18 protein-coding genes and 1 pseudogene are annotated in these 19,134 nt (G+C 70.8%); 14 read left to right on the top strand and 5 right to left on the bottom strand.

The genetic code is table 11. The features are described 5' to 3' along the window. Positions 1-215: transposase (locus ABUW04_RS19840; RefSeq protein ID WP_380565998.1), on the top strand; the 215-nt coding region annotated here is incomplete at its 5' end. Here ABUW04_RS19840 and ABUW04_RS19845 read toward each other — a convergent pair. After that, positions 158-1,705 carry a COR domain-containing protein gene (locus ABUW04_RS19845; RefSeq protein ID WP_380565999.1) on the bottom strand — a complete coding sequence of 516 codons (1,548 nt, stop codon included), beginning with the start codon at positions 1,703-1,705 and terminating at the stop codon, positions 158-160. The two genes, ABUW04_RS19840 and ABUW04_RS19845, sit on opposite strands and share 58 nt — an antisense overlap. Positions 1,706-2,117: 412 nt before the next feature. On the opposite strand from ABUW04_RS19845, the pseudogene ABUW04_RS19850 reads away from it, so the two are divergent. Beyond that, a pseudogene (locus tag ABUW04_RS19850) lies at positions 2,118-2,359 on the top strand (helix-turn-helix domain-containing protein); the annotation flags it as partial. Between the two features lie 177 nt (positions 2,360-2,536). On the opposite strand, the gene ABUW04_RS19855 reads toward ABUW04_RS19850, so the two are convergent. Further along, positions 2,537-3,442, bottom strand: coding sequence for an ABC transporter permease (locus ABUW04_RS19855; RefSeq protein WP_380566000.1), 906 nt, complete (start codon positions 3,440-3,442; stop codon positions 2,537-2,539). Next, entirely contained in the window at positions 3,439-4,350 is a 912-nt protein-coding gene (locus tag ABUW04_RS19860; protein WP_380566001.1) for an ABC transporter ATP-binding protein, read from the bottom strand. Before ABUW04_RS19860 ends, ABUW04_RS19855 begins: the two co-directional genes overlap by 4 nt. 131 nt (positions 4,351-4,481) lie before the next feature. Here ABUW04_RS19860 and ABUW04_RS19865 point away from each other — a divergent pair, with 131 nt between their 5' ends. Together ABUW04_RS19865 and ABUW04_RS19870 are read left to right on the top strand one after the other, a co-directional pair. Then, entirely contained in the window at positions 4,482-5,735 is a 1,254-nt protein-coding gene (locus tag ABUW04_RS19865; RefSeq protein ID WP_380566002.1) for a sensor histidine kinase, read from the top strand. Beyond that, positions 5,735-6,412 (top strand): response regulator, encoded by a 678-nt coding sequence (locus tag ABUW04_RS19870; protein WP_380566003.1) that lies wholly within the window; start codon positions 5,735-5,737, stop codon positions 6,410-6,412. Before ABUW04_RS19865 ends, ABUW04_RS19870 begins: the two co-directional genes overlap by 1 nt. Before the next feature lie 58 nt (positions 6,413-6,470). On the opposite strand, the gene ABUW04_RS19875 is transcribed toward ABUW04_RS19870, so the two are convergent. Together ABUW04_RS19875 and ABUW04_RS19880 are read right to left on the bottom strand one after the other, a co-directional pair. Further along, positions 6,471-7,574, bottom strand: coding sequence for a sensor histidine kinase (locus tag ABUW04_RS19875; protein ID WP_380566004.1), 1,104 nt, complete (start codon positions 7,572-7,574; stop codon positions 6,471-6,473). Further along, positions 7,571-8,233 (bottom strand): response regulator transcription factor, encoded by a 663-nt coding sequence (locus tag ABUW04_RS19880; protein ID WP_380566005.1) that lies wholly within the window; start codon positions 8,231-8,233, stop codon positions 7,571-7,573. Before ABUW04_RS19880 ends, ABUW04_RS19875 begins: the two co-directional genes overlap by 4 nt. A gap of 132 nt (positions 8,234-8,365) precedes the next feature. Between ABUW04_RS19880 and ABUW04_RS19885 the strand changes: the two genes are divergently transcribed. The 10 genes from ABUW04_RS19885 (at position 8,366) to ABUW04_RS19930 (ending at position 19,134) form a co-directional block, all read left to right on the top strand. Then, positions 8,366-9,082, top strand: a complete 717-nt coding sequence (locus ABUW04_RS19885; RefSeq protein ID WP_380566006.1) for an ABC transporter ATP-binding protein — start codon at positions 8,366-8,368, stop codon at positions 9,080-9,082. Further along, positions 9,079-10,080, top strand: coding sequence for a hypothetical protein (locus ABUW04_RS19890; protein ID WP_380566007.1), 1,002 nt, complete (start codon positions 9,079-9,081; stop codon positions 10,078-10,080). Before ABUW04_RS19885 ends, ABUW04_RS19890 begins: the two co-directional genes overlap by 4 nt. 87 nt (positions 10,081-10,167) lie before the next feature. Next, positions 10,168-10,998, top strand: coding sequence for an enoyl-CoA hydratase/isomerase family protein (locus ABUW04_RS19895; RefSeq protein ID WP_380566008.1), 831 nt, complete (start codon positions 10,168-10,170; stop codon positions 10,996-10,998). Then, positions 10,988-11,980: an acyl-CoA dehydrogenase family protein gene (locus tag ABUW04_RS19900; RefSeq protein WP_380566009.1), complete on the top strand. Its 993-nt coding sequence runs from the start codon at positions 10,988-10,990 to the stop codon at positions 11,978-11,980. The genes ABUW04_RS19895 and ABUW04_RS19900 overlap by 11 nt, the downstream gene beginning before the upstream one ends. Next, positions 11,977-13,179 carry an acyl-CoA dehydrogenase family protein gene (locus tag ABUW04_RS19905; protein ID WP_380566010.1) on the top strand — a complete coding sequence of 401 codons (1,203 nt, stop codon included), beginning with the start codon at positions 11,977-11,979 and terminating at the stop codon, positions 13,177-13,179. Before ABUW04_RS19900 ends, ABUW04_RS19905 begins: the two co-directional genes overlap by 4 nt. Positions 13,180-13,204: 25 nt before the next feature. Then, on the top strand, positions 13,205-14,800 hold the full coding sequence (locus ABUW04_RS19910; protein ID WP_380566011.1) for a FadD3 family acyl-CoA ligase: 1,596 nt from the start codon (positions 13,205-13,207) through the stop codon (positions 14,798-14,800). A gap of 10 nt (positions 14,801-14,810) precedes the next feature. After that, positions 14,811-16,007, top strand: coding sequence for a CaiB/BaiF CoA transferase family protein (locus tag ABUW04_RS19915; RefSeq protein ID WP_380566012.1), 1,197 nt, complete (start codon positions 14,811-14,813; stop codon positions 16,005-16,007). Next, a complete protein-coding gene (locus tag ABUW04_RS19920) occupies positions 16,004-16,825 on the top strand; it encodes an enoyl-CoA hydratase/isomerase family protein (RefSeq protein ID WP_380566014.1) in 822 nt (273 codons plus the stop codon). The genes ABUW04_RS19915 and ABUW04_RS19920 overlap by 4 nt, the downstream gene beginning before the upstream one ends. Then, positions 16,818-17,972, top strand: coding sequence for a thiolase family protein (locus ABUW04_RS19925; RefSeq protein WP_380566015.1), 1,155 nt, complete (start codon positions 16,818-16,820; stop codon positions 17,970-17,972). The genes ABUW04_RS19920 and ABUW04_RS19925 overlap by 8 nt, the downstream gene beginning before the upstream one ends. Positions 17,973-17,985: 13 nt before the next feature. After that, positions 17,986-19,134: an acyl-CoA dehydrogenase family protein gene (locus ABUW04_RS19930; protein ID WP_380566016.1), complete on the top strand. Its 1,149-nt coding sequence runs from the start codon at positions 17,986-17,988 to the stop codon at positions 19,132-19,134.

Below are 19,134 nucleotides of genomic sequence, written 5' to 3' on the forward strand. Positions count from 1 at the left end.
GCATCAACCGCGAGATCAAACGCCGCACCGACGTCGTCCAGGTCTTCCCCAACGACGCCGCCCTGCTGCGGCTCGTCACCGCCGTGCTCTTCGAACTGCACGACGAATGGATCGCCTTCCCCCACCGCTACCTGCCCGAAGGCAGCATGGAAGAGCTTTACCCCACCGAACTCCCCAAAAGCGCCCCCGCACTACCCAACACCACCACCGACTGATCGGCTACACCACACCAAGGGACACGATCGGAGAGGTCGAAGCGCTCCATCATCGTCACGAAGTGACGGCGCATCTCAGGATCCAGGTCTGCCCAGATCCGACGCTGGTGGTCCTGGGTGAACAGGCCGTAGTAGCCGCGAACGTCGAGTTCCTGATCGTCTAGAACCCGGCTGATGTAGGAGGTGACCCATTGCGGCCGGAGCACGACCAGGTCCTCCAATCCGACCTCCTGCGGGTAGTACAGGATGTCTCCCAGGCTATGCAGGGCGGTCGCGAGCGCATCCTGGTGCACGGGGTCGGCCACCCCGCGCCCGCTCATGATCGCTCGCAGTTGTTCGACCGAAACATGGTTCTCTGGATGCTCTCGGACCGCGTCGGCTGCCTCCAGCCAGGTGCGTGGCCATCGCGTGCCCATCAGCGGCAGTTGGGACGCAACCGTCGCGACGACCGTGCGGAGTTCTGCCAACCCCTCACCTGTACAGCTGTCGACCGACAAGTTCTTCACCATCAGGCTTGGGTAGGCCAGGCGAAGATCGCTGAGGGGAAAGTCCGGCGGACGTGGCCCCAGGTGGGTGGCGACCAGCACCACCGGGGCCTTGGGCGAACGGGCTGCGATCATGTCCAGCCAGTAGTGAAGACGGCTTTCCTCCCACCCCACCTGCGCGTCCCACACCAGCAAGAACAGCGATCGCTCCGACAGGAAGAACTGATGCGTGGCGTGGTAGATGTCCTGGCCGCCAAAGTCCCACGTCGACAGCCGCATCCTCACGTCAGCATGCTCAGGATCCGGATGCGGCACCGCCAGCGTGCCCACACTCAGGCCATGCGTGCTGTCCTCCTGCGGATCAAACGCCTCGCCCCTCAAGGCTCTCAACAACGAGGTCTTTCCTGCCCTGCCTTGACCCACGACCAGGACCTTCGACGCCCACTGCTGCACCGGGTCCCGGGTCACACCGGCCAAAAACGCCACGACCGAGGCCGTCCCCGCCGCGATGATCTCCGGTGGCGGACTGACCAGTGGATTGCCGCCCAAGCGCAGGTCAGTGAGCTGTTCCAGGCGCCCCAACGACTCCGGCAGAGCGGACAGTTGGTTGCCGTTCACATACAAGGTGGTGAGCTGGGTGAGCTTCCCGATCTCCGCAGGTAACGCTCGCAGCCCGTTCCGGGTCAGGTAAAGGGTCGTGAGCTGGGTGAGCTTCCCGATCTCCGCAGGTAACACCAACCGCCCGTTGTGGCTCAGGTCCAGGTACGTGAGCTGGGTCAATTCACCGATCTCCGGTGGTAACACCATCCCGCCGTTGAAACTCACGTTCAAGGTGGTGAGCCGCGTGAGACGGCCGATCTCCGCCGGCAGCGTCGACAATCTGCCTTCGAACGGAGTCGTTTCCAACTTGTTGGAGCTCAGGTCCAAGGCGGTGAGCTGAGTCAGTTCCCAGACCTCGGGAGGAACACTCTCGAGTCCAAGGCTGCTCAAGTCCAGGCTTGTCACCCCCCGCATGCGGGCTTGTTCGATCCGCCTCTGGGCGTCTCGGGATGCATCCGCTGTCACTACTACCCCTGTCCTGCTGCCGAAGACTGTCCCCAATCGTGCTGCGGATCGATGTAGTCCGTCGCAAATCCTCCGATCGCCCCCAAGGATCACCGCACTCGTCCTAGGCTCTCCGTTCACGTCGCGGAGCGCGACGGTCGACGGGTCAGTATGAGCCTGGTTGACTGGATGCGTTCGTCGCCAGGCTCCATCGGACGGTGACGGTGGGGCAGTTGACCACGGTGGCGACGTCACCACCGGGGACATCGCCCCGCAGCCCCACCCGGCGGCCCGATACCGCGGTTGCAGAAGGTGGGCGCTCTCCTGGCAGCCCGCGGTACCGGTGGGCGTGAGTTGGACACAGTCAGTAGACGTTCCCTTCGGGCGAGCGATGATGCTGCTGGCCTCAGCCATGGGTATCGGGGTCCCGGTGATCGCGAAGCTGGTGTAGACCGACGAGGACACCGTCCGCGACGTGATCCACCGGTTCAACGGGATCGGTTTGGCCTGCGACCCTCAGCGGGCGGGAGTCCGTCCCCGCCTGCTCAGTTCTGACGACGAGGACTTCGCCGTTCAGACAGCCACCACTCCCCGACCAAACTTCGCCAGCCCTTCCCGCCTGTCAGCCCTGCCGCGACCCGCAACCTGAGCAGCGGAGCCGTCCTTACCCACCACCCACCTGACGAAGCACTGGAGCATCCGGCCACGCGTCAGCCTCGCCATGCCCAACCACCGAACCCCACTCTGGAGACGATCAGAGCGGCTGAATCAGCCCCAGCTGAAACGCGGAGGCTATACGTCCCGTCGTCTCACGACGACCAGGGCCACGACGGCGCTGATGAGGGCCCAGGTAGCCAGTACCGTCCAGGCTGTGGTGATGGTCGGGGCGTACTTGCCCAGGTCCTGGTGGAGGGCGGGGTCGGGGTCGATCTTCAGGCGTTCCAGGGCGGTGAGGGGCATGCAGTTGCCGATCTGCTTCAGCAGTTTGTAGCGGTCGCCGCCGAAGAACATGGGCAGCAGCAGGAGCACGCCGACCACGGCGATGACGGAGCCCGCCGCGTGGCGGATCAGCGCGGCCAGGGCCATGCCGACGACGGCCGCGACCGGCGCGATCAGCGCGAACGCCGCTACGGCCTGGAGCGCGCCGGGGCTGCCGATCGAGAGGCCGAGATGGCGGGAGGCCAGCATGCCCTGGGCGACGAAGAACGAGATCGCCGAAACCGCCAGCCCGGCGAGGGTCGTGACGGTGACGACGACGAAGAGCTTGGCGGCCACCACCGAACGGCGGTCGGGAACGGCCGCGAAGGTGGTGCGGACCAGCCCGCTGCTGTACTCGCCGAAGACCGTCATGGCGCCCAGGCTGCCGAAGGCGATCATCATCAGGTCACGGGCGATCTTGTTGAGGCTGCTGCCCAGGGGGTCGTACAGGACCCGGGAGGACGTGGTGGCCCCACGCAGGAGCTGCCCCCGTGGCACGAACGGATGGTCGATGTAGGTGAGGTCGTTGTGCACCGCGTTCACGTCGATCGCGATACAGGCGAGCACGGTGACCACGACGATCAGGTAGGTCGAGCGCAGGGTCCACAGCTTCACCCACTCGGCGGTCACCAGGTCGCGGAAGCGGGCTGCAGGCTCGGCGGGGGCTGCCGGCGTCGGCCGGTCCGGGGTCCGGTCCGGGGTCGTCAGGGTGCTGCTCATCGGGCCTCTCCTGCCAGGAATTCGACACTGTCGGCGGTCAGTTCCATGAACGCCTCCTCCAAGGAGGAGGAACGGACGGTGAGTTCGTGCAGCATGAACCGGTGCTCGAAGGCCAGCTCGCCGATGCGCACCGCGGTCAGACCGGTCACCCGGCAGGTACCGTCCTCCCCCGGCACCACCGCCGCGCCCTCGGCGGCCAGCACCGGGGCCAGCTCGACGATGTCGGGGCTGCGGACGAACACGCTCAGCCGGGAACCGCGGGCCGCGAACTCGGTCAGGCTCTCGGCCGCGATCAGTTCGCCCTGGCCGATGACGACCAGCCGGTCGGCGGTGTGCTCCATCTCGGACATCATGTGGCTGGAGACGAAGACGGTCCGGCCTTCCGCTGCCAGCCGGTGGAACAGCCCGCGCACCCACAGCACGCCTTCCGGGTCCAGGCCGTTGAGCGGCTCGTCGAACAGCAGTACCGGCGGGTCGCCCAGCAGGGCGGTGGCGATGCCCAGGCGCTGCTTCATGCCCAGGGAGAATCCGCCGACCCGGCGACGCGCGACGGCGGCGAGCCCGACCTCCTCCAGCACCTCGCCGACGCGCCGCTGGGGAATCCGGTTGCTGTGGGCCAGGGCGGACAGATGGGCCCGCGCGCTGCGCCCGCGGTGGACGTCGTCGGCGTCCAGCAGTGCGCCGACGTGCCGCAGCCCGCGCGGATGGCTCGCGAACGGTCGGCCGTCGATGGTGACGGTCCCGCCGCTGGGTCGGTTCAGGCCGAGGATCATGCGCAGGGTCGTGGTCTTCCCCGCGCCGTTGGGACCGAGGAATCCGGTGACCTGCCCGGACTGCACGGTGAAGGACAGGTTGTTGACGGCGGTGGTCGCGCCGAAGCGCTTGGTGAGGTCCTTGGCTTCAATCACCCGGACAACGCTGCCTGCCGCGACGCCGCGGAACATCTGACCGCGGTCCCTGTCCTCGGGCCCGGGCCCACCCCTGGTCATACGACCCTGGTCCACTGGGCAGCCGACCCGCCCGTGGATACGCTCGCCCCATGTCCGCCACACCGCCCGCGCCGTTGCTCACGCGGCTCTCGCCCGGCGCGTGCGTGGCGCTGGTCTGGGCCACCTTGCTGCCGTTCTCGCTGATCCGGTACTTCACCCTGCCGGACGGGTACCGCATCTACCGGCCCGGCGGAATCACGCAGACGGTCCTCGCCAGGACCGATCTGCTGATCCCGGGCCCCTGGAACTCGGCGTGCCTGCTGCTGTCCGTGCTCATGTCGGTGGCCGGCTGCATCCTGCTCCGGCGCAGACCCATGACTGCGCAGGCCCTGCTGCTGGCCGGGACGGTCCTGGAGGCGATGGGGCTGACCGAGCTCACCCTGCAGGAGTCGCTGGCCTCCTGCATCGCCCTCGGCTTCATCACCGTCAGCTGCCCGCGCCGCTCCTCACTCGCCGCTCTGGCCCTGACCATCGGGGTCGTCTACGTCTACGCGGCGGTGCGGCTGTTCCACGGGTGGGGCGTGGAGCAGTCGACGGAGCTGACGGTGGCGCTGACCGCCGTGGTCGCCTGGACCATCGGCAATTCGATCCGTCAGAACCGGGACCACGCCGAGACCGTGCGCACTCAGGCCATCGCCCGCGCCGTCACCGAGGAGCGGCTCCGGATCGCGCGGGAGGTGCACGACATGGTCGCCCACAGCACCGGCCTGGTCGCGCTCCAGGCAGGGGCCGCGAGCCGGGTCATCGAGACCCAGCCGCTGGAGGCCCGCAAGGCGCTGACGGCCATCGAGACCACCAGTCGGGAGACGCTGACGGGTCTTCAGCGGATGCTCGGACTGCTCCGTGAGGCCGGGCCCGGGCCCGGGACGGGGACGGGGACCGCACCGACGCCGGGCCCGGCACCAGGCCTCGCCGACGTCGAGCAGTTGGCCGCCACCACCGCCGACGCCGGCGTCCGCGTGGACGTGCAGTGGCGCGGAGCCCAGCGGAACCTGCCGGAACTGATCGAGCTTTCGGCGTTCCGCATCATCCAGGAGGCGGTCACCAACGTGGTGCGGCACGCCCAGACCCCGTCCTGCCGGGTCTCGGTGGACTACCGCGACGAGCACCTGGTCATCGAGGTCGTCGACGGCGGACGCGGCCACGGCGGACACGGTCACGGCGGCCCGGCGTCCGCGAACGGATACGGGATCGTCGGGATGCGCGAGCGGGTCGGTCTGCTGCACGGCGACTTCAGCGCCGGGCCGCGCCCGGAGGGCGGCTTCCGGGTGGCCGCCCGGCTCCCTGTGCCGGCGGCGGCCTGATGACGAGCGTCCGGGTCCTCCTCGTCGACGACCAGCCCCTGGTCCGGGCCAGCCTGCGGGTGGTCATCGCCGACACCGACGACCTCGAAGTCGTCGGTGAGGCGGGAAACGGCGCCGAGGCCGTGCGGCTCGCCCGGGAGCTGCGGCCCGACGTGGTCGTGATGGACATCCGCATGCCCGGCATGGACGGCATCGAGGCCACCCGCCACATCCTGACCGGCTCGGGGGCGTCGCGCGTGGTCGTGCTCACCACCTTCGACGACGACGAATTCGTCTACGGCTCGCTGCGAGCCGGTGCGTCGGGGTTCCTGATCAAGAACATGTCGCTGGAGGAGATCCTCGGCGGAATCCGCGTGGTGGCCGCCGGGGACGCACTGATCGCCCCGAGCGTGACCCGCCGCCTCATCAAGGAGTTCGCCGGCCGGACCGAACCCGCCCGGCCGCCACGCCAACTCGACGGCGTCACCGACCGCGAGCGCGAGGTGCTGACGCTGATCGCCCGCGGCCTGTCCAACGCCGAGATCGCCGACAGCCTGATCATCGGCATGGGAACCGTCAAGGGCTATGTGACCCGCCTGCTGGTCAAGCTCGGGGCACGGGACCGGGTCCACCTGGTGATCATCGCCTATGAGACCGGCCTGGTGACGCAGTCCGGGGCGGCCGGGCCGACCGGGTGACGCAGGCCCCCGCGCGGCCGACCTCCGCGAGGCGGCCAAGGTCTGAGGGCCGGGGTCGTCAGCCCGACGTCTCGAAGGTCACCCTGATGTCGAGGCCGCCTTCCGGGCGGGCGTCGGCGGCCAGGTCGGCGCGGTGGGCGCGGGCGATCGCGGCGACGATGGCGAGGCCCAGGCCGTGGCGGTCGCTGTCGGCGCGGTGGGTTCGCTGGGTGTCGAGGCGTTGGAACGGCTGGAAGAGGCGGGCGAGCTCGCTGGGTGGGACCACGGCTCCGGTGTTGCCGACGGAGACGGCTGCCCGGCCGTCGGCGTCGGTGCCGGTGCGCAGCTCTACCCGGCCACCTGGGACGTTGTGGTGCAGGGCGTTGTCCAGCAGGTTGGCGAGCAGGCTGGTCATCAGGCTGGGGTCGCCCGCCGCCGGTGCCGGGGCGAGGGTCGCGTCGATCCGGACGTCACGCTCCCCGGCTTCCTGACGGCGGGTCAGCAACACCGTCCCCGCCAGGTCGGCGAGGTCGAAGGGCTCCGGCTGGTCGAGCTCGCGTTCGCTGTCGGCCAGGGTGAGCAGGGCCTCGATCAGGCGTTGCTGCTGCCTGCCGATGGCCAGCAGATCCTGGCAGGTCGAACGCAGCGACTCCACGGTGGCATCGGGATCGTCGAGGGCCACCTGGAGCAGGGTCCGCTCCACGGTGAGCGGGGTGCGCAGCTCGTGCGAGGCGTTGGCGACGAAGTGCCGCTGCGCGTCGAACGACGCCTCGAGGCGGCCGAAGAGGTCGTCGAGGGTCGCGCCGAGTTCGTTGAACTCGGCGTAGGGGCTGTCCAGGGCGAGCCGTTCCTGCAGGTTGCCGGCCGAGATGCGGCGGGCCGAGGTCACCACGGCGCGGAACGGACGCAGCGCGCGGTCGGCCATCAGCCGGCCGAGGACAGCGGCCAGCCCCGCCGCTACGACCAGCGCGATGCCCGAGTACAGCAGCAGCTCATGGAGGTTGGAGGCGTCGGACCGGCCGGCGGTGGTCGGTGCGCCGGCCGTCCGCGGCGCCGGCTGCGCCGAGTTCACGTCCGCCATCGGCAGGTCGACGAACGCGATCAGCGCGGCGGCTGCCGCGAAGAAGAGCCCCCCGTAGAGCAGGGCCAGCCGGGTGCGCAGGGTGGGGTTCCCGGTCGTCATCCGGGTCCGATCCGGTAGCCCGCCTCACGCACCGTCTCGATCACCGGTGGATCACCGAGTTTGGCCCGGAGCCGGCCGATGGTCGTCTTGACGGTGTTGGTGAACGGGTTGGCCGCCTCGTCCCAGACCCGTTCCAGCAGTTCCTCGGCGGAGACCACCCGGCCCTCGTGGGTGAGCAGGCATTCGAGGACGGCGAACTCCTTGGGGCTGAGCGCGAGGCTGCGCCCCGCACGGGAGGCGGTCCGGCGGCCGGGGTCTAGAGTCAGGCCGCCGCCCTCCAGGACCGGGGGCAGCGAGGTGGCGGGGCGTCGGCCGAGCGCCCGGATCCGAGCCACCAACTCGCTGAAGTCGAAGGGCTTCGGCAGGTAGTCGTCGGCGCCGATGCCGAGACCCTGCACCCGGTCCCTGACGCCGGCGGCCGCGGTGAGCATCAGCACCCGGCTCTCCGGTCGCTCGGCCACCAGCGTTCGGCAGACCTCGTCGCCGTGCACACCGGGGAGGTCCCGGTCCAGCACCACCACGTCGTAGCCGGTGACGGCCGCGCGGTCGAGGGCGTCGCGACCGTCCAGGGCTATGTCGACAGCCATACCGGCTCGCCGCAGGCCGGTTCCGATGGCTGCGGCCAGCAGCTCGTGGTCCTCGACGACCAGCACTCTCATGGGGCCAAGGATGGCAGCCCCCGGGACACAGTGCGGTCACAGCCCGGTGTGACGGTGCTGTGACCCGCCGTCCCGTACTCCTTCTCCCCGTAGGCGACACCCGAAGACGGCGAAGGGCCAACCATGGAGACGGTGCTGCGAGCGAACGGGCTCGGCAAGCGCTACCGACAACGCTGGGCGCTGGCGGACTGCACGCTGGCGATCCCCGCCGGGAAGGTGGTCGGACTGGTCGGTCCGAACGGGGCCGGGAAGACCACCCTGCTGCAGCTGGCAGCCGGACTCCTGCGGCCCACCTCGGGAACCCTGGAGGTCCTGGGTCGGCCTCCGGCGGTCACCCCGGCCCAGCTCGCCCGGGTGGGGTTCGTCGCCCAGAGCACGCCCACCTACGCGTCGCTCTCGGTCGCCGACCACCTCCGTCTCGGCGCCTGGCTGAACCCGCGCTGGGACGGCCGGCTCGCCGAGGCCCGGATCGAACGGCTCGGGCTGGACCGGCAGCGGCGGGCCGGACGGCTGTCGGGCGGGCAGCGGGCCCAGCTCGCCCTCACCCTGGCCATCGCCAAGCGGCCGGAGCTGCTGATCCTCGACGAGCCGGTCGCCAGCCTGGACCCGCTGGCCCGCAGCGAGTTCCTCCAGGAGCTGTCCGCGGTCGTGGCGGAGCACTCGTTGAGCGTGCTGCTGTCCTCCCACCTGATCGCCGACGTGGAGCGGGTGTGCGACTACCTGGTGGTGCTGGTGGAGTCCCGGCTGCGGGTGGCCGGGGCGATCGACGAGTTGCTGACGGCGGGTCGGAGCCTGGAGGACCTGGTGCTCACCCACATGGCACAGCCCGCACGGGAGGCCCGGCCGTGATACGTCTCGCATGGCTCCAGTTCCGGGTGCAGGCCGCGGTCGGCTTCGGCGCGTTGGCCGTCCTCGCCGGCGTCCTGGCGGTCACCGGTCGTCACGACGACAGCCTGCGCCTCTGGCTGGGCGTCCTGATGATGGTGGTGCCCGGGCTCGTCGGGGCGTTCTGGGGGGCGCCGCTGGTGGCGTCCGAAGCCGCGGCGGGGACCCTCCCGCTGGCGTGGACCCAGAGCGTCAGCCGCAGACGCTGGCTGGGCGTCAGAATCGGCGTCACCGCCCTGGCCGCGATGACCGCGACCGGGCTGCTCAGTCTGCTGGTGACCTGGTGGGCGAGCCCGCTGGACCGGGCCGACCGCAGCGTGTTCGCCACCTTCGACCAACGCGGCGTCGTGCCGATCGGCTACGCCGCCTTCGCCCTGGCCCTCGGGATCACCGTCGGTGCGCTGGTCCGCCGGACGCTTCCGGCCATGGCGACCACCGCGGTCGTCCTGCTGGCCGCCCGTGCGGCCTTCGCCAACCTGGTCCGGCCGCACCTGGGCACGCCGATCACCAGGGACTTCGTGCTCACGCCCGCAGCCACCGGCTACGGCTCCCAGGGATCGCTGCTGTCCGTGCTGTTCAGCTCGGGCCGGAGCACCCTCGAAGCGACTCCGCCGACCGTCCCGGACGCCTGGACCACCTCGATCCGGATCGTCGACCGCTCCGGTCGCGGACTCACCGACCAGGTTCTCAGGGCCGACTGCCCCGACATCGGCCAGGGCGGATCCGGGGCGGGCGGCGGATCGGGCGGCGGCTTCTCGCACTCCCAGGTACCCGCCTCGGTCGCGCAGGCGTACGACGCCTGCGTCACCAAGGTCGCCGCCACCTACCACGGTCTGACGACCTACCAACCCGGCAGTCGGTACTGGGAGTTCCAGTGGTACGAGCTCACCGCCTTCCTCTGCGCCGCACTGCTCCTGGTCGCCCTCTGCCTCTGGCTGATCCGCCGTACCCCCGGTCGGTGATCCCCATTGACGCCGCTTCGGGCAGGCCTCTAGCATCTAGCGAGAATTGCATTATCGAAAATTAGAGATGGGGTTCTCATGGGCGACATGAACTCTGTCCTGACCGTGACGGCCGACGGTGGCGTCCGCATCGTCACGCTGAACAGGCCGGAACGGCTGAACAGTGTTTCCGAGGAGCTGCACCGGCGGCTGTCCGAGGTGTGGCGGGAGATCGCCGAGGATCCGCAGGCACGGGCCGTGGTGCTCACCGGCGCAGGTCGGGCCTTCAGCGCCGGCGGCGACCTGGACCATCTGCGGCGCCACCACACCGATCCGGAGCTGCGGGAGTGGTCGATCAACACCGACCGCAGCATCCAGACCCAGATGATGCACTTCCCGCTGCCCGTCGTCGCGGCCGTCAACGGCCCGGCGGTCGGGCTCGGCTGCAGCCTGGCCCTGGGCTGCGATCTGGTGCTGATGGCCGAGGACGCCTATCTGGCGGACCCTCACATCTCCGTCGGTCTGGTGGCCGGCGACGGCGGGGTGACCCTCTGGCCGCTGCACACCAGCATGCTGCGGGTGAAGGAGTACCTGTTCACCGGGGACCGGATCCCCGCCGCCACCGCCGTCGAACTGGGCCTGGCCAACCGCACCGTCCCCGCCGCCGAGCTCCGCGACCAGGCGCTGGCGCTGGCGCACCGCCTCGCGGCCCAACCCGTCGAGGCGCTGCGGGCCACCAAGCTGGCCCTCGCCGTGGTGATGGAGCAGCTCTCCCGGGGCGGCATGGAGGCGGCGCTGATGTCCGAGCAGCTGACGATGACCAGCCCGGACCACGTCCGGATCGTCGCCGAGCTGCAGGAGAAGACGGCCCGGCGGCACGCCGGCAGCGCATCGGCCGCGGGCCGGACCACGAACCAGGAGTCGGGCAGTGCAGGCTGAGGAGTTCATGCTGGTACGGGATCTGGTCCGGACCTTCGCCACCCGGTTCCGGGTGGAGTCGGCCGACCCCGACCCCTCGCACCGGGCCGCCGCCCAGAAGGCACTGGGCGAACTGGGGCTGGCCGAGCTGCGCGGCTCCTCGCCGCCGGCCGCGACGGTGCAGGAGTGCGCCCTGCTGGCCGAGGAGCACGGCAGCCGGCCGCTGACCACCTCCCTGCTGGGCACCGTCCTGCTGGCGCCGGAGCTGCTGCGGCTGATCGGCGACCAGACGTCTCCCGCCCAGGTGTCACCGGACGCCGGCCCGTCGCAGACCATCGCGCTCGCCGCGGACCTGCGGTTCCCGGGGCCCGCGGGCACCGACCTGGTCGCCTGGGACTGCGAGGGTGCCGACCGCGCCCTGCATGTCGCCCCCGACGGCACGGTGACCAGCCTGGCGCTCGGCCGGGCCGTCCCCAGCGCCGACCTGCTGCGCGGCATCCGCTCGGTGCCGCCGGACTCCCCCGCGGTGATCCTGGGCCGGCTGGACCCCGATCGGCTGATGCACTGGCAGGCCTACGCACTGACCCTGCTGAGCAGCGAACTCGTGGGAGCGGCACGGTCGTTCGTCGGGCAGAGCGTCGACTACGCCCGCGAGCGCCGGCAGTACGGTCGCGCGATCGGGTCCTTCCAGGCGGTGCAGCACCTGCTCGCCGACGCCACCGTGCTGGTCGAGGCCTGCACCAGCGCCACCCGGTACGCCGCCTGGTGCCTGGACCACGAACCGCCCGCCCGGGCGCTGACCGCGGCCAGGGTCGCCAAGGCCGAGGTGAACGCCTCCGCGCTGGACGCGGTCTCCATCGGCATGCAGGTCTTCGGCGGGATCGCCCAGACCTGGGAGCACGTGGCGCACCTGTACCTGCGCCGGGTCCTGCTGGGCTCCACCACCCTGGCGACCACGGCCGACCTGCTGACCACCCTGGCCGAACCGGAGCCCGTCCGATGACCGTGACCGTGACCGCTGCGACCGCGAGCGACACCCCGCTGGACTTCGGCGACCCCGCCGATCTGGACCAGCTGCGCCGGCGGTTCCGGACCTGGCTGGCCGAGCACCCGCTGCCCGAACGCGGCGCCGACGAGCCGCTGCCGGTGTTCCTGCACCGCTGGCACCGTCAGCTGCACTCCGGCGGCTGGGTCGGGCTGGACGTTCCGCAGGCGTACGGCGGGCAGGGCCTCAGCACCCTGCACCAGGTGGCTATCAGCGACGAGTTGGGGGCCTGCCAGGCCCCCGGCATCCCGCGGATCGGCTACCTCGCGCACGCCCTGCTGGAGTTCGGCTCCGAGGAGCAGTGCCGGCGCTGGCTGCCCCGGATGCTGTCCGGCGAGGACACCTGGTGCCAGGGGTTCAGCGAACCCGGCGCCGGATCGGACCTGGCCGGCATGGCCACCACCGCCACCCGGCAGGACGGCCACTACCTGGTCCGCGGACAGAAGCTCTGGACCAGCTACGCGCAGTTCTCCGGCCTCTGCCTGCTGCTGGCCAGGACCGAACGTGCCGACCGGGCGACCGACCCGTCGGCCCGGCCGCACGACTCGATCTCCGCCTTCGCCCTGCCGCTGGACCGGGCCGGGGTGACGGTGCGTCCGCTGCGGGCCGCCAACGGGGACGACGAGTTCTGCGAGCTGTTCCTGGACGACGTCAGGATCGAGGAGTCGGAGCGCATCGGCGCCGAGGGGACCGGCTGGCCGCTGGCGATGACCACCGTCTCCTACGAGCGCAACGCGCTCGACACCGGCCACATCTCCCGGTACGGGGTGCTGGTCGAACGGCTCCGCCGCTCCGCCCGCGACCGCCGCGGCGAACTGCCGGACGGGCTGCTCTCCGAGATCGGACGCTGCTACGTGGACTACCAGGTGCTGGTGGCCCACACCCGCCGCCGCACCGCCGAACGGCTGGCCGGACGCACCGCGGGGCCGGAGTCGTCCTACGACAAGCTGCTGATGACCCGCACCGAGCAGCGCCTGTACGAGACGGCGCTGAGGGTGTTCCCCGGCGAGTTCTTCGGTGAGGGCGAAAGCAGTGGAGCCGGCCCGCTCTTCGGCGACTACCTCTACTCCCGGGCCGCCTCGGTGTACGGCGGAACCTCGCAGATCCAGCGCAACATCATCGCGAAGCGGGTCCTGGGCCTGCCCTCCGCCGGGTGAGGAACCCTCAGAAAGGAGCCAGCGCATGCGGTACGACCAGACCCATCTGAGCATCCCCAACACCGTCCGGCTCGCCGCCGAACGCTTCGGGGACGATCCGGCCATCGTCGACGGAGAGCTGCGGTGGAGCTTCCGCGAGCTGGAGCAGCGGATGGTGGAGGCGGTGCAGGCCGCCATGGCGCTGGGCATCGAGCCGGGCGACCGGGTGGGGCTGTGCGCCCCGAACTCGGCGGAGTGGATCGTCGCCGCACTGGGCATCCACGGCGCCGGCGGTGTCGTCGTCCCGCTCAACACCAGGTTCAAGGCGCAGGAGCTCTCCTACATCCTGCGCAAGTCCGGAGCCAAGGCCCTGTTCGCCTCGCCGTTCCTGGGCAACGACTACATCGCCGAACTGACCCGGGCCGATCCCGAACTGCCCGCGCTGCGGCGAACGGTGACGATCCACGGTCCGCAGGGCACGGCCGGGCTGAGCTGGCGCGACTTCCTGCGCGCCGGCGCGGCCGTCCCCGTCTCCCGGGTCCGGGCCTCGATCGACCGGTTGACCCCGGACCACGTCTCCGACGTGATGTTCACCTCCGGGACCACCGGGCACCCCAAGGGCGTGGTTCTGACGCATGGTCAGACCCTGCGTGCCTACGGCTGGATGGCCGAGGAGTACACCTTCCGCCGGTCCGACACCTTCCTGGTCATCCCGCCCTTCTTCCACTGCTTCGGCTACAAGGCGGGCTGGCTCGCCTCCTTCGTCCACGGGGTGACGGTCATTCCGATGCCCGCCTTCGACGCCGGCCGGGCGCTGGACCTGATCAGCAGGGAACGGGTCAGCGTGCTGCTGGGACCGCCCACCATCTTCCGGGACCTGATCAACCATCCGGAGCGCTCCGACTTCGACCTCTCCTCACTGCGGGTCTCCATGACCGGCGGCACCACCATCCCCGAGTCGCTGATCCGCGCCATGAAGACGGAGCTGTCCTTCGACATCGTGCTCAGCGCCTACGGGCTGACCGAGTCCACGGCGCTGGTCAGCACCACCCGGATCGGGGACACCGAGGACGTGGTCGCCCGCACCACCGGGCGGACGATCCCCGACGTCGAGGTCAGGATCGTCGACGAGCAGGGCACCGAAACGCCGGCGGAGCAGCCCGGGGAGATCCTGGTCCGCGGCTACAACGTCACCCGCGGCTACTGGGACGACCCGGAGGCCACCGCCGCGGCCGTCGACCCCGAGGGCTGGCTGCACACCGGTGACATCGGGCAGCTCGACAAGGAGGGGAACCTCTCCATCGTCGACCGCAAGAAGGAGATGTACATCGTCGGCGGCTTCAACGCCTATCCGGCCGAGATCGAGAAGCTGCTGCTCGACTACGGGCCGGTCGCCGAGGCCGCCGTCATCGGCGTGCCCGACGAACGCCTCGACGAAGTCGGCTGCGCCTTCCTGGTCCTGAAGCCCGGTCAGCAGGCCACCGAGGCCGAGGTGATCGCCTGGGCGCGCGGCGCCATGGCCAACTTCAAGGCCCCGCGCCATGTCCGCTTCGTCGACCAGCTGCCGAAGAACGCCAGCCAGAAGGTGCTCAAGGACGTCCTGCGTGCCCGGTTCGACGGAGGCGCGCACGGTGGCGAGTGAGGCGAGTGATGTGGAACCAGCAGCCGGACCCCTGTCCGGAGTCACCGTGGTGGCGCTGGAACAGGCGGTGTCGGCTCCGATCTGCACCCGCACGCTGGGCGACCTCGGTGCCAGGGTGATCAAGGTCGAGAACCCCGAGGGCGGCGACTTCACCCGCTCCTTCGACGACGTGGTCAACGGCCTCGCCGCACACTTCGTCTGGGTCAACCGGGGCAAGGAGTCGGTGACCCTGGACCTGAAGACCCCGGCCGGGACGGCGGTACTGCACCGGCTGCTGGACAGCGCCGACGTGCTGGTCTCCAATCTCACCCCGGGGAGCACCGCCCGCCTCGGCCTCTCCCCCGGCGACCTCGCCGTCAGCCACCCGGACCTGATCGCGGTGGAGATCGACGGCTACGGCCCCGGCGGCCCACTGTCCCACAAACGCGCCTACGACCTCTTGGTCCAGGCCGAGTCCGGGGCCTGCGCGACCACCGGCTCCCCCGGCGCGCCGGCCAAGCCCGGACCACCGATGGCCGACGTCAGCACCGGCCTCTACGCCGCACTGTCGATCGTGGCGCTGCTCTACGGAAGGGAGCGCCACGGCGGCAGCGGACCCGCCTCGGTCGCGGTGAGCCTGTTCGACACCATGACCGAGTTGATGGGGTACTCGCTCAACTACACCCGCCACACCGGGGTGGACCAGCAGCCGCGCGGCATGGGCTCCCCCGCGGTGGCGCCCTACGGCGCCTACGCCACGGCCGACGGCCAGACCGTGGTGCTCGGCACCACCAACGACCGCGAATGGCAACGGCTCGCCCGGGAACTGCTGGACCGCCCCGACCTGGCGGACGACAAACGGTTCGCCCGCAACGCCGACCGGGTCGAGCACCGCGATCTCCTGGACACCGAGATCGCCGCCTGGTGCGCCCGCCACGATCTGACGCACATCCAGGACGGCGCCGACTCCGCCGGGATCGGCAACTCCCGGTTCAACACCCCGAGCGACGTCATCGCCCACCCGCACTTGGTCGCCCGGGACCGCTGGCGCGAGATCGACACACCCAACGGCCCGGTGCCGGCCCTGCTGCCGCCCCCGGTCATCTCCGGCTACGCGCCGCCCATGGGCGCGGTCCCCGCGCTCGGGCAGCACACCGACACGGTGCTCGCGGGGCTCGGGATCGACGCCGACGAGATCGCCTCGCTGCGCGCCGCGGGTGTGCTGTGACCCAGCAGCCGGTTCTGCTCTCCGACGACACCGGTGGGGTGCGGACCCTGACGCTGAACCGGCCGCACCGGAAGAACGCGATCGACCAGGAACTGTGGGACGCCCTGCGGCAGGCCTTGACCGCGGCCGGCAACGACCGCACGGTGCGCGCGGTCGTCATCACCGGGGCCGGTGGCGCCTTCTGCTCGGGCGCCGACATCTCCGGCGGCCTCAGCAGCGCCCACCCGCTGTACCGGATGCGCACCCTCACCGAAGTGGCCCTGCTGCTGCACGAGTTGCCGGTCCCCACCATCGCCAGGGTGTCCGGCGCGGCCGTCGGCGCCGGCTGGAACCTGGCCCTGGGCTGCGACTTCGTGGTGGCCACGCCGGAGTCGACGTTCTCGCAGATCTTCGCCCGGCGCGGACTCTCCCTGGACCTCGGCGGATCGTGGCTGCTGCCCAAGCTGGTGGGCCTGCAGCAGGCCAAACGGCTCGCCCTGCTGGCCGAGACGATCGACGCCGCGGAGGCCCGATCGCTGCAGCTGGTCACCTGGGTGGTGCCGGCGGCGGAGATCGACGGCTTCGTCGCAGACCTCGGCGCCCGACTGGCCGCCGGCGCGCCGATCGCACTGGCCCAGAACAAGGCCCTGCTGAACGAGGGCGCCGACCGAACGCTGCGCGACGCCCTGGCCGGCGAGGCACGCGCGCAGGCCGTCAACTTCGCCACCGGGGACGTGGCGAGGGCGTACGCCGCGTTCGCCGAGAAGCGCGAGCCGAGCTTCACCGGTCACTGGGCCGTACCCAGTCGGGACGAGAACGGGAGCAGCAACCATGCGTGAGGTCGTCATCGTGGAGGCGGTACGCACCGCCGTGGGCAGGCGCAACGGCGGACTGGCCGGCATGCACGCGGCCGACCTGTCCGCGGTGGTCCTGGGCGCGCTGGTCGAGCGGACCGGAATCGATCCGGCCGTCGTCGACGACGTGGTCTGGGGCTGCGTGGGCCAGGTCGGGGACCAGTCCAGCAATATCGGCCGCTACGCGGTACTGGCCGCCGGCTGGCCCGAGAGCGTCCCCGGCACCACGGTCAACCGGGCCTGCGGATCCAGTCAGCAGGCACTGGACTTCGCCGCGCAGGCGGTGATGTCCGGCCAGCAGGACGTGGTGGTGGCCGGCGGCGTCGAAGTCATGAGCCGGGTACCGCTGGGCGCCGCGAAGGCCGGCGGGACGCCGTACGGGCCACGGGTTCTGGCGCGCTACCAGGACTTCTCCTTCAACCAGGGGATCTCCGCCGAACTGATCGCGCAGAAGTGGGGGTTCGACCGCACCCGGCTGGACGAGTTCTCCGCGCTCTCGCACCAGCGGGCGGCGGCCGCGCAGGACCGCGGTGCCTTCGAGGCCCAGATCGTCCCGGTCCCCGTCTCGGCGGACGGAGCCACCGCCGTCACCGTCGACGAGACCCTGCGGCGCGGGACCACGGTCGAGGGCCTGGCCAGCCTCAGGCCGTCCTTCCTGGAGGACGGCCTGATCCATGCGGGCAGTTCCTCCCCCATCTCCGACGGGGCCGCCGCACTGCTGGTGACCACCCGTGAGAAGGCCCGTGCGCTGGGGCTGACGCCGATCGTGAGCTACCGCTTCGGCACGGTCGTCGGAGCCGATCCGGTGCTGATGCTGACCGGGCCGATCCCGGCGACCGAGCAGGTGCTGCGGAAGGCCGGGGTCGGCCTGGCCGAGGTCGGCGCCTTCGAGGTCAACGAGGCCTTCGCGCCGATACCGCTGGCCTGGCTGGCCGAGACCGGCGCCGACCCGGCGCTGCTCAACCCGCTCGGCGGAGCCATCGCGCTCGGCCATCCGCTCGGCGCCTCCGGCGCGGTGCTGATGACCCGGCTGGTGCACCACATGCGCGACCAGGGCATCCGCTACGGCCTGCAGACCATGTGCGAAGGCGGCGGCACCGCCAACGCCACCCTTGTCGAGCTTGCTTCCTGACGGAGGATCACCCGTGCGCCGCGACATCTTCACCGCCGACCACGAAGCGTTCCGGCAGCTGGTGCGGAACTTCGTCGCCAAGGAGGTGGTCCCGCACTACACCGACTGGGAGCACGCGGGGCAGCTGCCCCGTTCCGTCTTCGAGCAGTTGGGCTCGCTCGGGGTGCTGGGCATCCCGATCCCCGAGGAGTACGGCGGGGCGGGGCTGGCCGACTACCGCTACAACGTGGTGCTCCAGGAGGAGGCGGCCCGCGCGGTGGTCACCCTGGGTACCGTGCGCACCCAACTCGACGTGGTGCTGCCGTACTTCCTCGCCTACGCCGACGCCCCGCAGCGCGAGCGCTGGTTCCCCGGTCTGGCGGCCGGGAAGCTGCTGACCGCGATCGCAATGACCGAGCCCGGCACCGGATCCGACCTGGCCGGCATCCGCACCAACGCCGTGCGCGATGGGGACCACTACCTGCTCAACGGCGCGAAGACCTTCATCACCGGCGGGCTGCTGGCCGACCTGGTCGTGGTGGTGGCGCGCACTTCGCACGACCCGGACGACCGGCGGGCCGGGCTCACCCTGCTGGTGGTCGAGGACGGCATGCCCGGGTTCAGCCGGGGCCGCGTCCTGGAGAAGATGGGCATCAAGGTGCAGGACACCGTGGAGCTCGCGTTCGAGGACGTCCGGGTCCCGGTCGCCAACCGGCTCGGCGAGGAGGGGGCGGCCTTCGGCTATCTGGGCCACAATCTGCCGCAGGAGCGGATGACGGTCGCGGTCGGCTCGGTCGCCCAGGCACGGGCCGCTCTGGACACCACCGTCGCGTATGTGAAGGAGCGTCAGGTGTTCGGCTCGCCGCTCTCCTCGTTCCAGAACACCAAGTTCGAGCTGGCCGCGGTGGCCGCCGAGGTCGAGGCGGCGCAGGCGGTGCTCGACCGGGCCGTGCTGGAACTGGTCGACGGCAGGCTCTCCGGGGCGGACGCGGCCAAGGTCAAGCTGTTCTGCACCGAGGTGCAGGCCCGGGCCGTCGACCGCTGCCTGCAACTGTTCGGCGGCTACGGCTACATGCTGGAGTTCCCGATCGCCCGGCTGTACACGGACGCGCGGGTGGCCCGGATCTACGCCGGCACCAGCGAGGTCATGAAGGTCATCATCGCCAAATCCCTGGGACTCTGA

This window comes from Streptacidiphilus jeojiensis (assembly GCF_042510965.1).
GTDB lineage: Bacteria > Actinomycetota > Actinomycetes > Streptomycetales > Streptomycetaceae > Streptacidiphilus > Streptacidiphilus jeojiensis.

Coding starts and splice junctions, on each gene's coding strand:
- ABUW04_RS19895 (WP_380566008.1), top strand. CDS start 10,168: ATGAACTCTGTCCTGACCGTGACGGCCGACGGTGGCGTCCGCATCGTC.
- ABUW04_RS19925 (WP_380566015.1), top strand. CDS start 16,818: ATGCGTGAGGTCGTCATCGTGGAGGCGGTACGCACCGCCGTGGGCAGG.
- ABUW04_RS19910 (WP_380566011.1), top strand. CDS start 13,205: ATGCGGTACGACCAGACCCATCTGAGCATCCCCAACACCGTCCGGCTC.
- ABUW04_RS19870 (WP_380566003.1), top strand. CDS start 5,735: ATGACGAGCGTCCGGGTCCTCCTCGTCGACGACCAGCCCCTGGTCCGG.
- ABUW04_RS19875 (WP_380566004.1), bottom strand. CDS start 7,574: ATGACGACCGGGAACCCCACCCTGCGCACCCGGCTGGCCCTGCTCTAC.
- ABUW04_RS19855 (WP_380566000.1), bottom strand. CDS start 3,442: ATGAGCAGCACCCTGACGACCCCGGACCGGACCCCGGACCGGCCGACG.
- ABUW04_RS19905 (WP_380566010.1), top strand. CDS start 11,977: ATGACCGTGACCGTGACCGCTGCGACCGCGAGCGACACCCCGCTGGAC.
- ABUW04_RS19865 (WP_380566002.1), top strand. CDS start 4,482: ATGTCCGCCACACCGCCCGCGCCGTTGCTCACGCGGCTCTCGCCCGGC.
- ABUW04_RS19880 (WP_380566005.1), bottom strand. CDS start 8,233: ATGAGAGTGCTGGTCGTCGAGGACCACGAGCTGCTGGCCGCAGCCATC.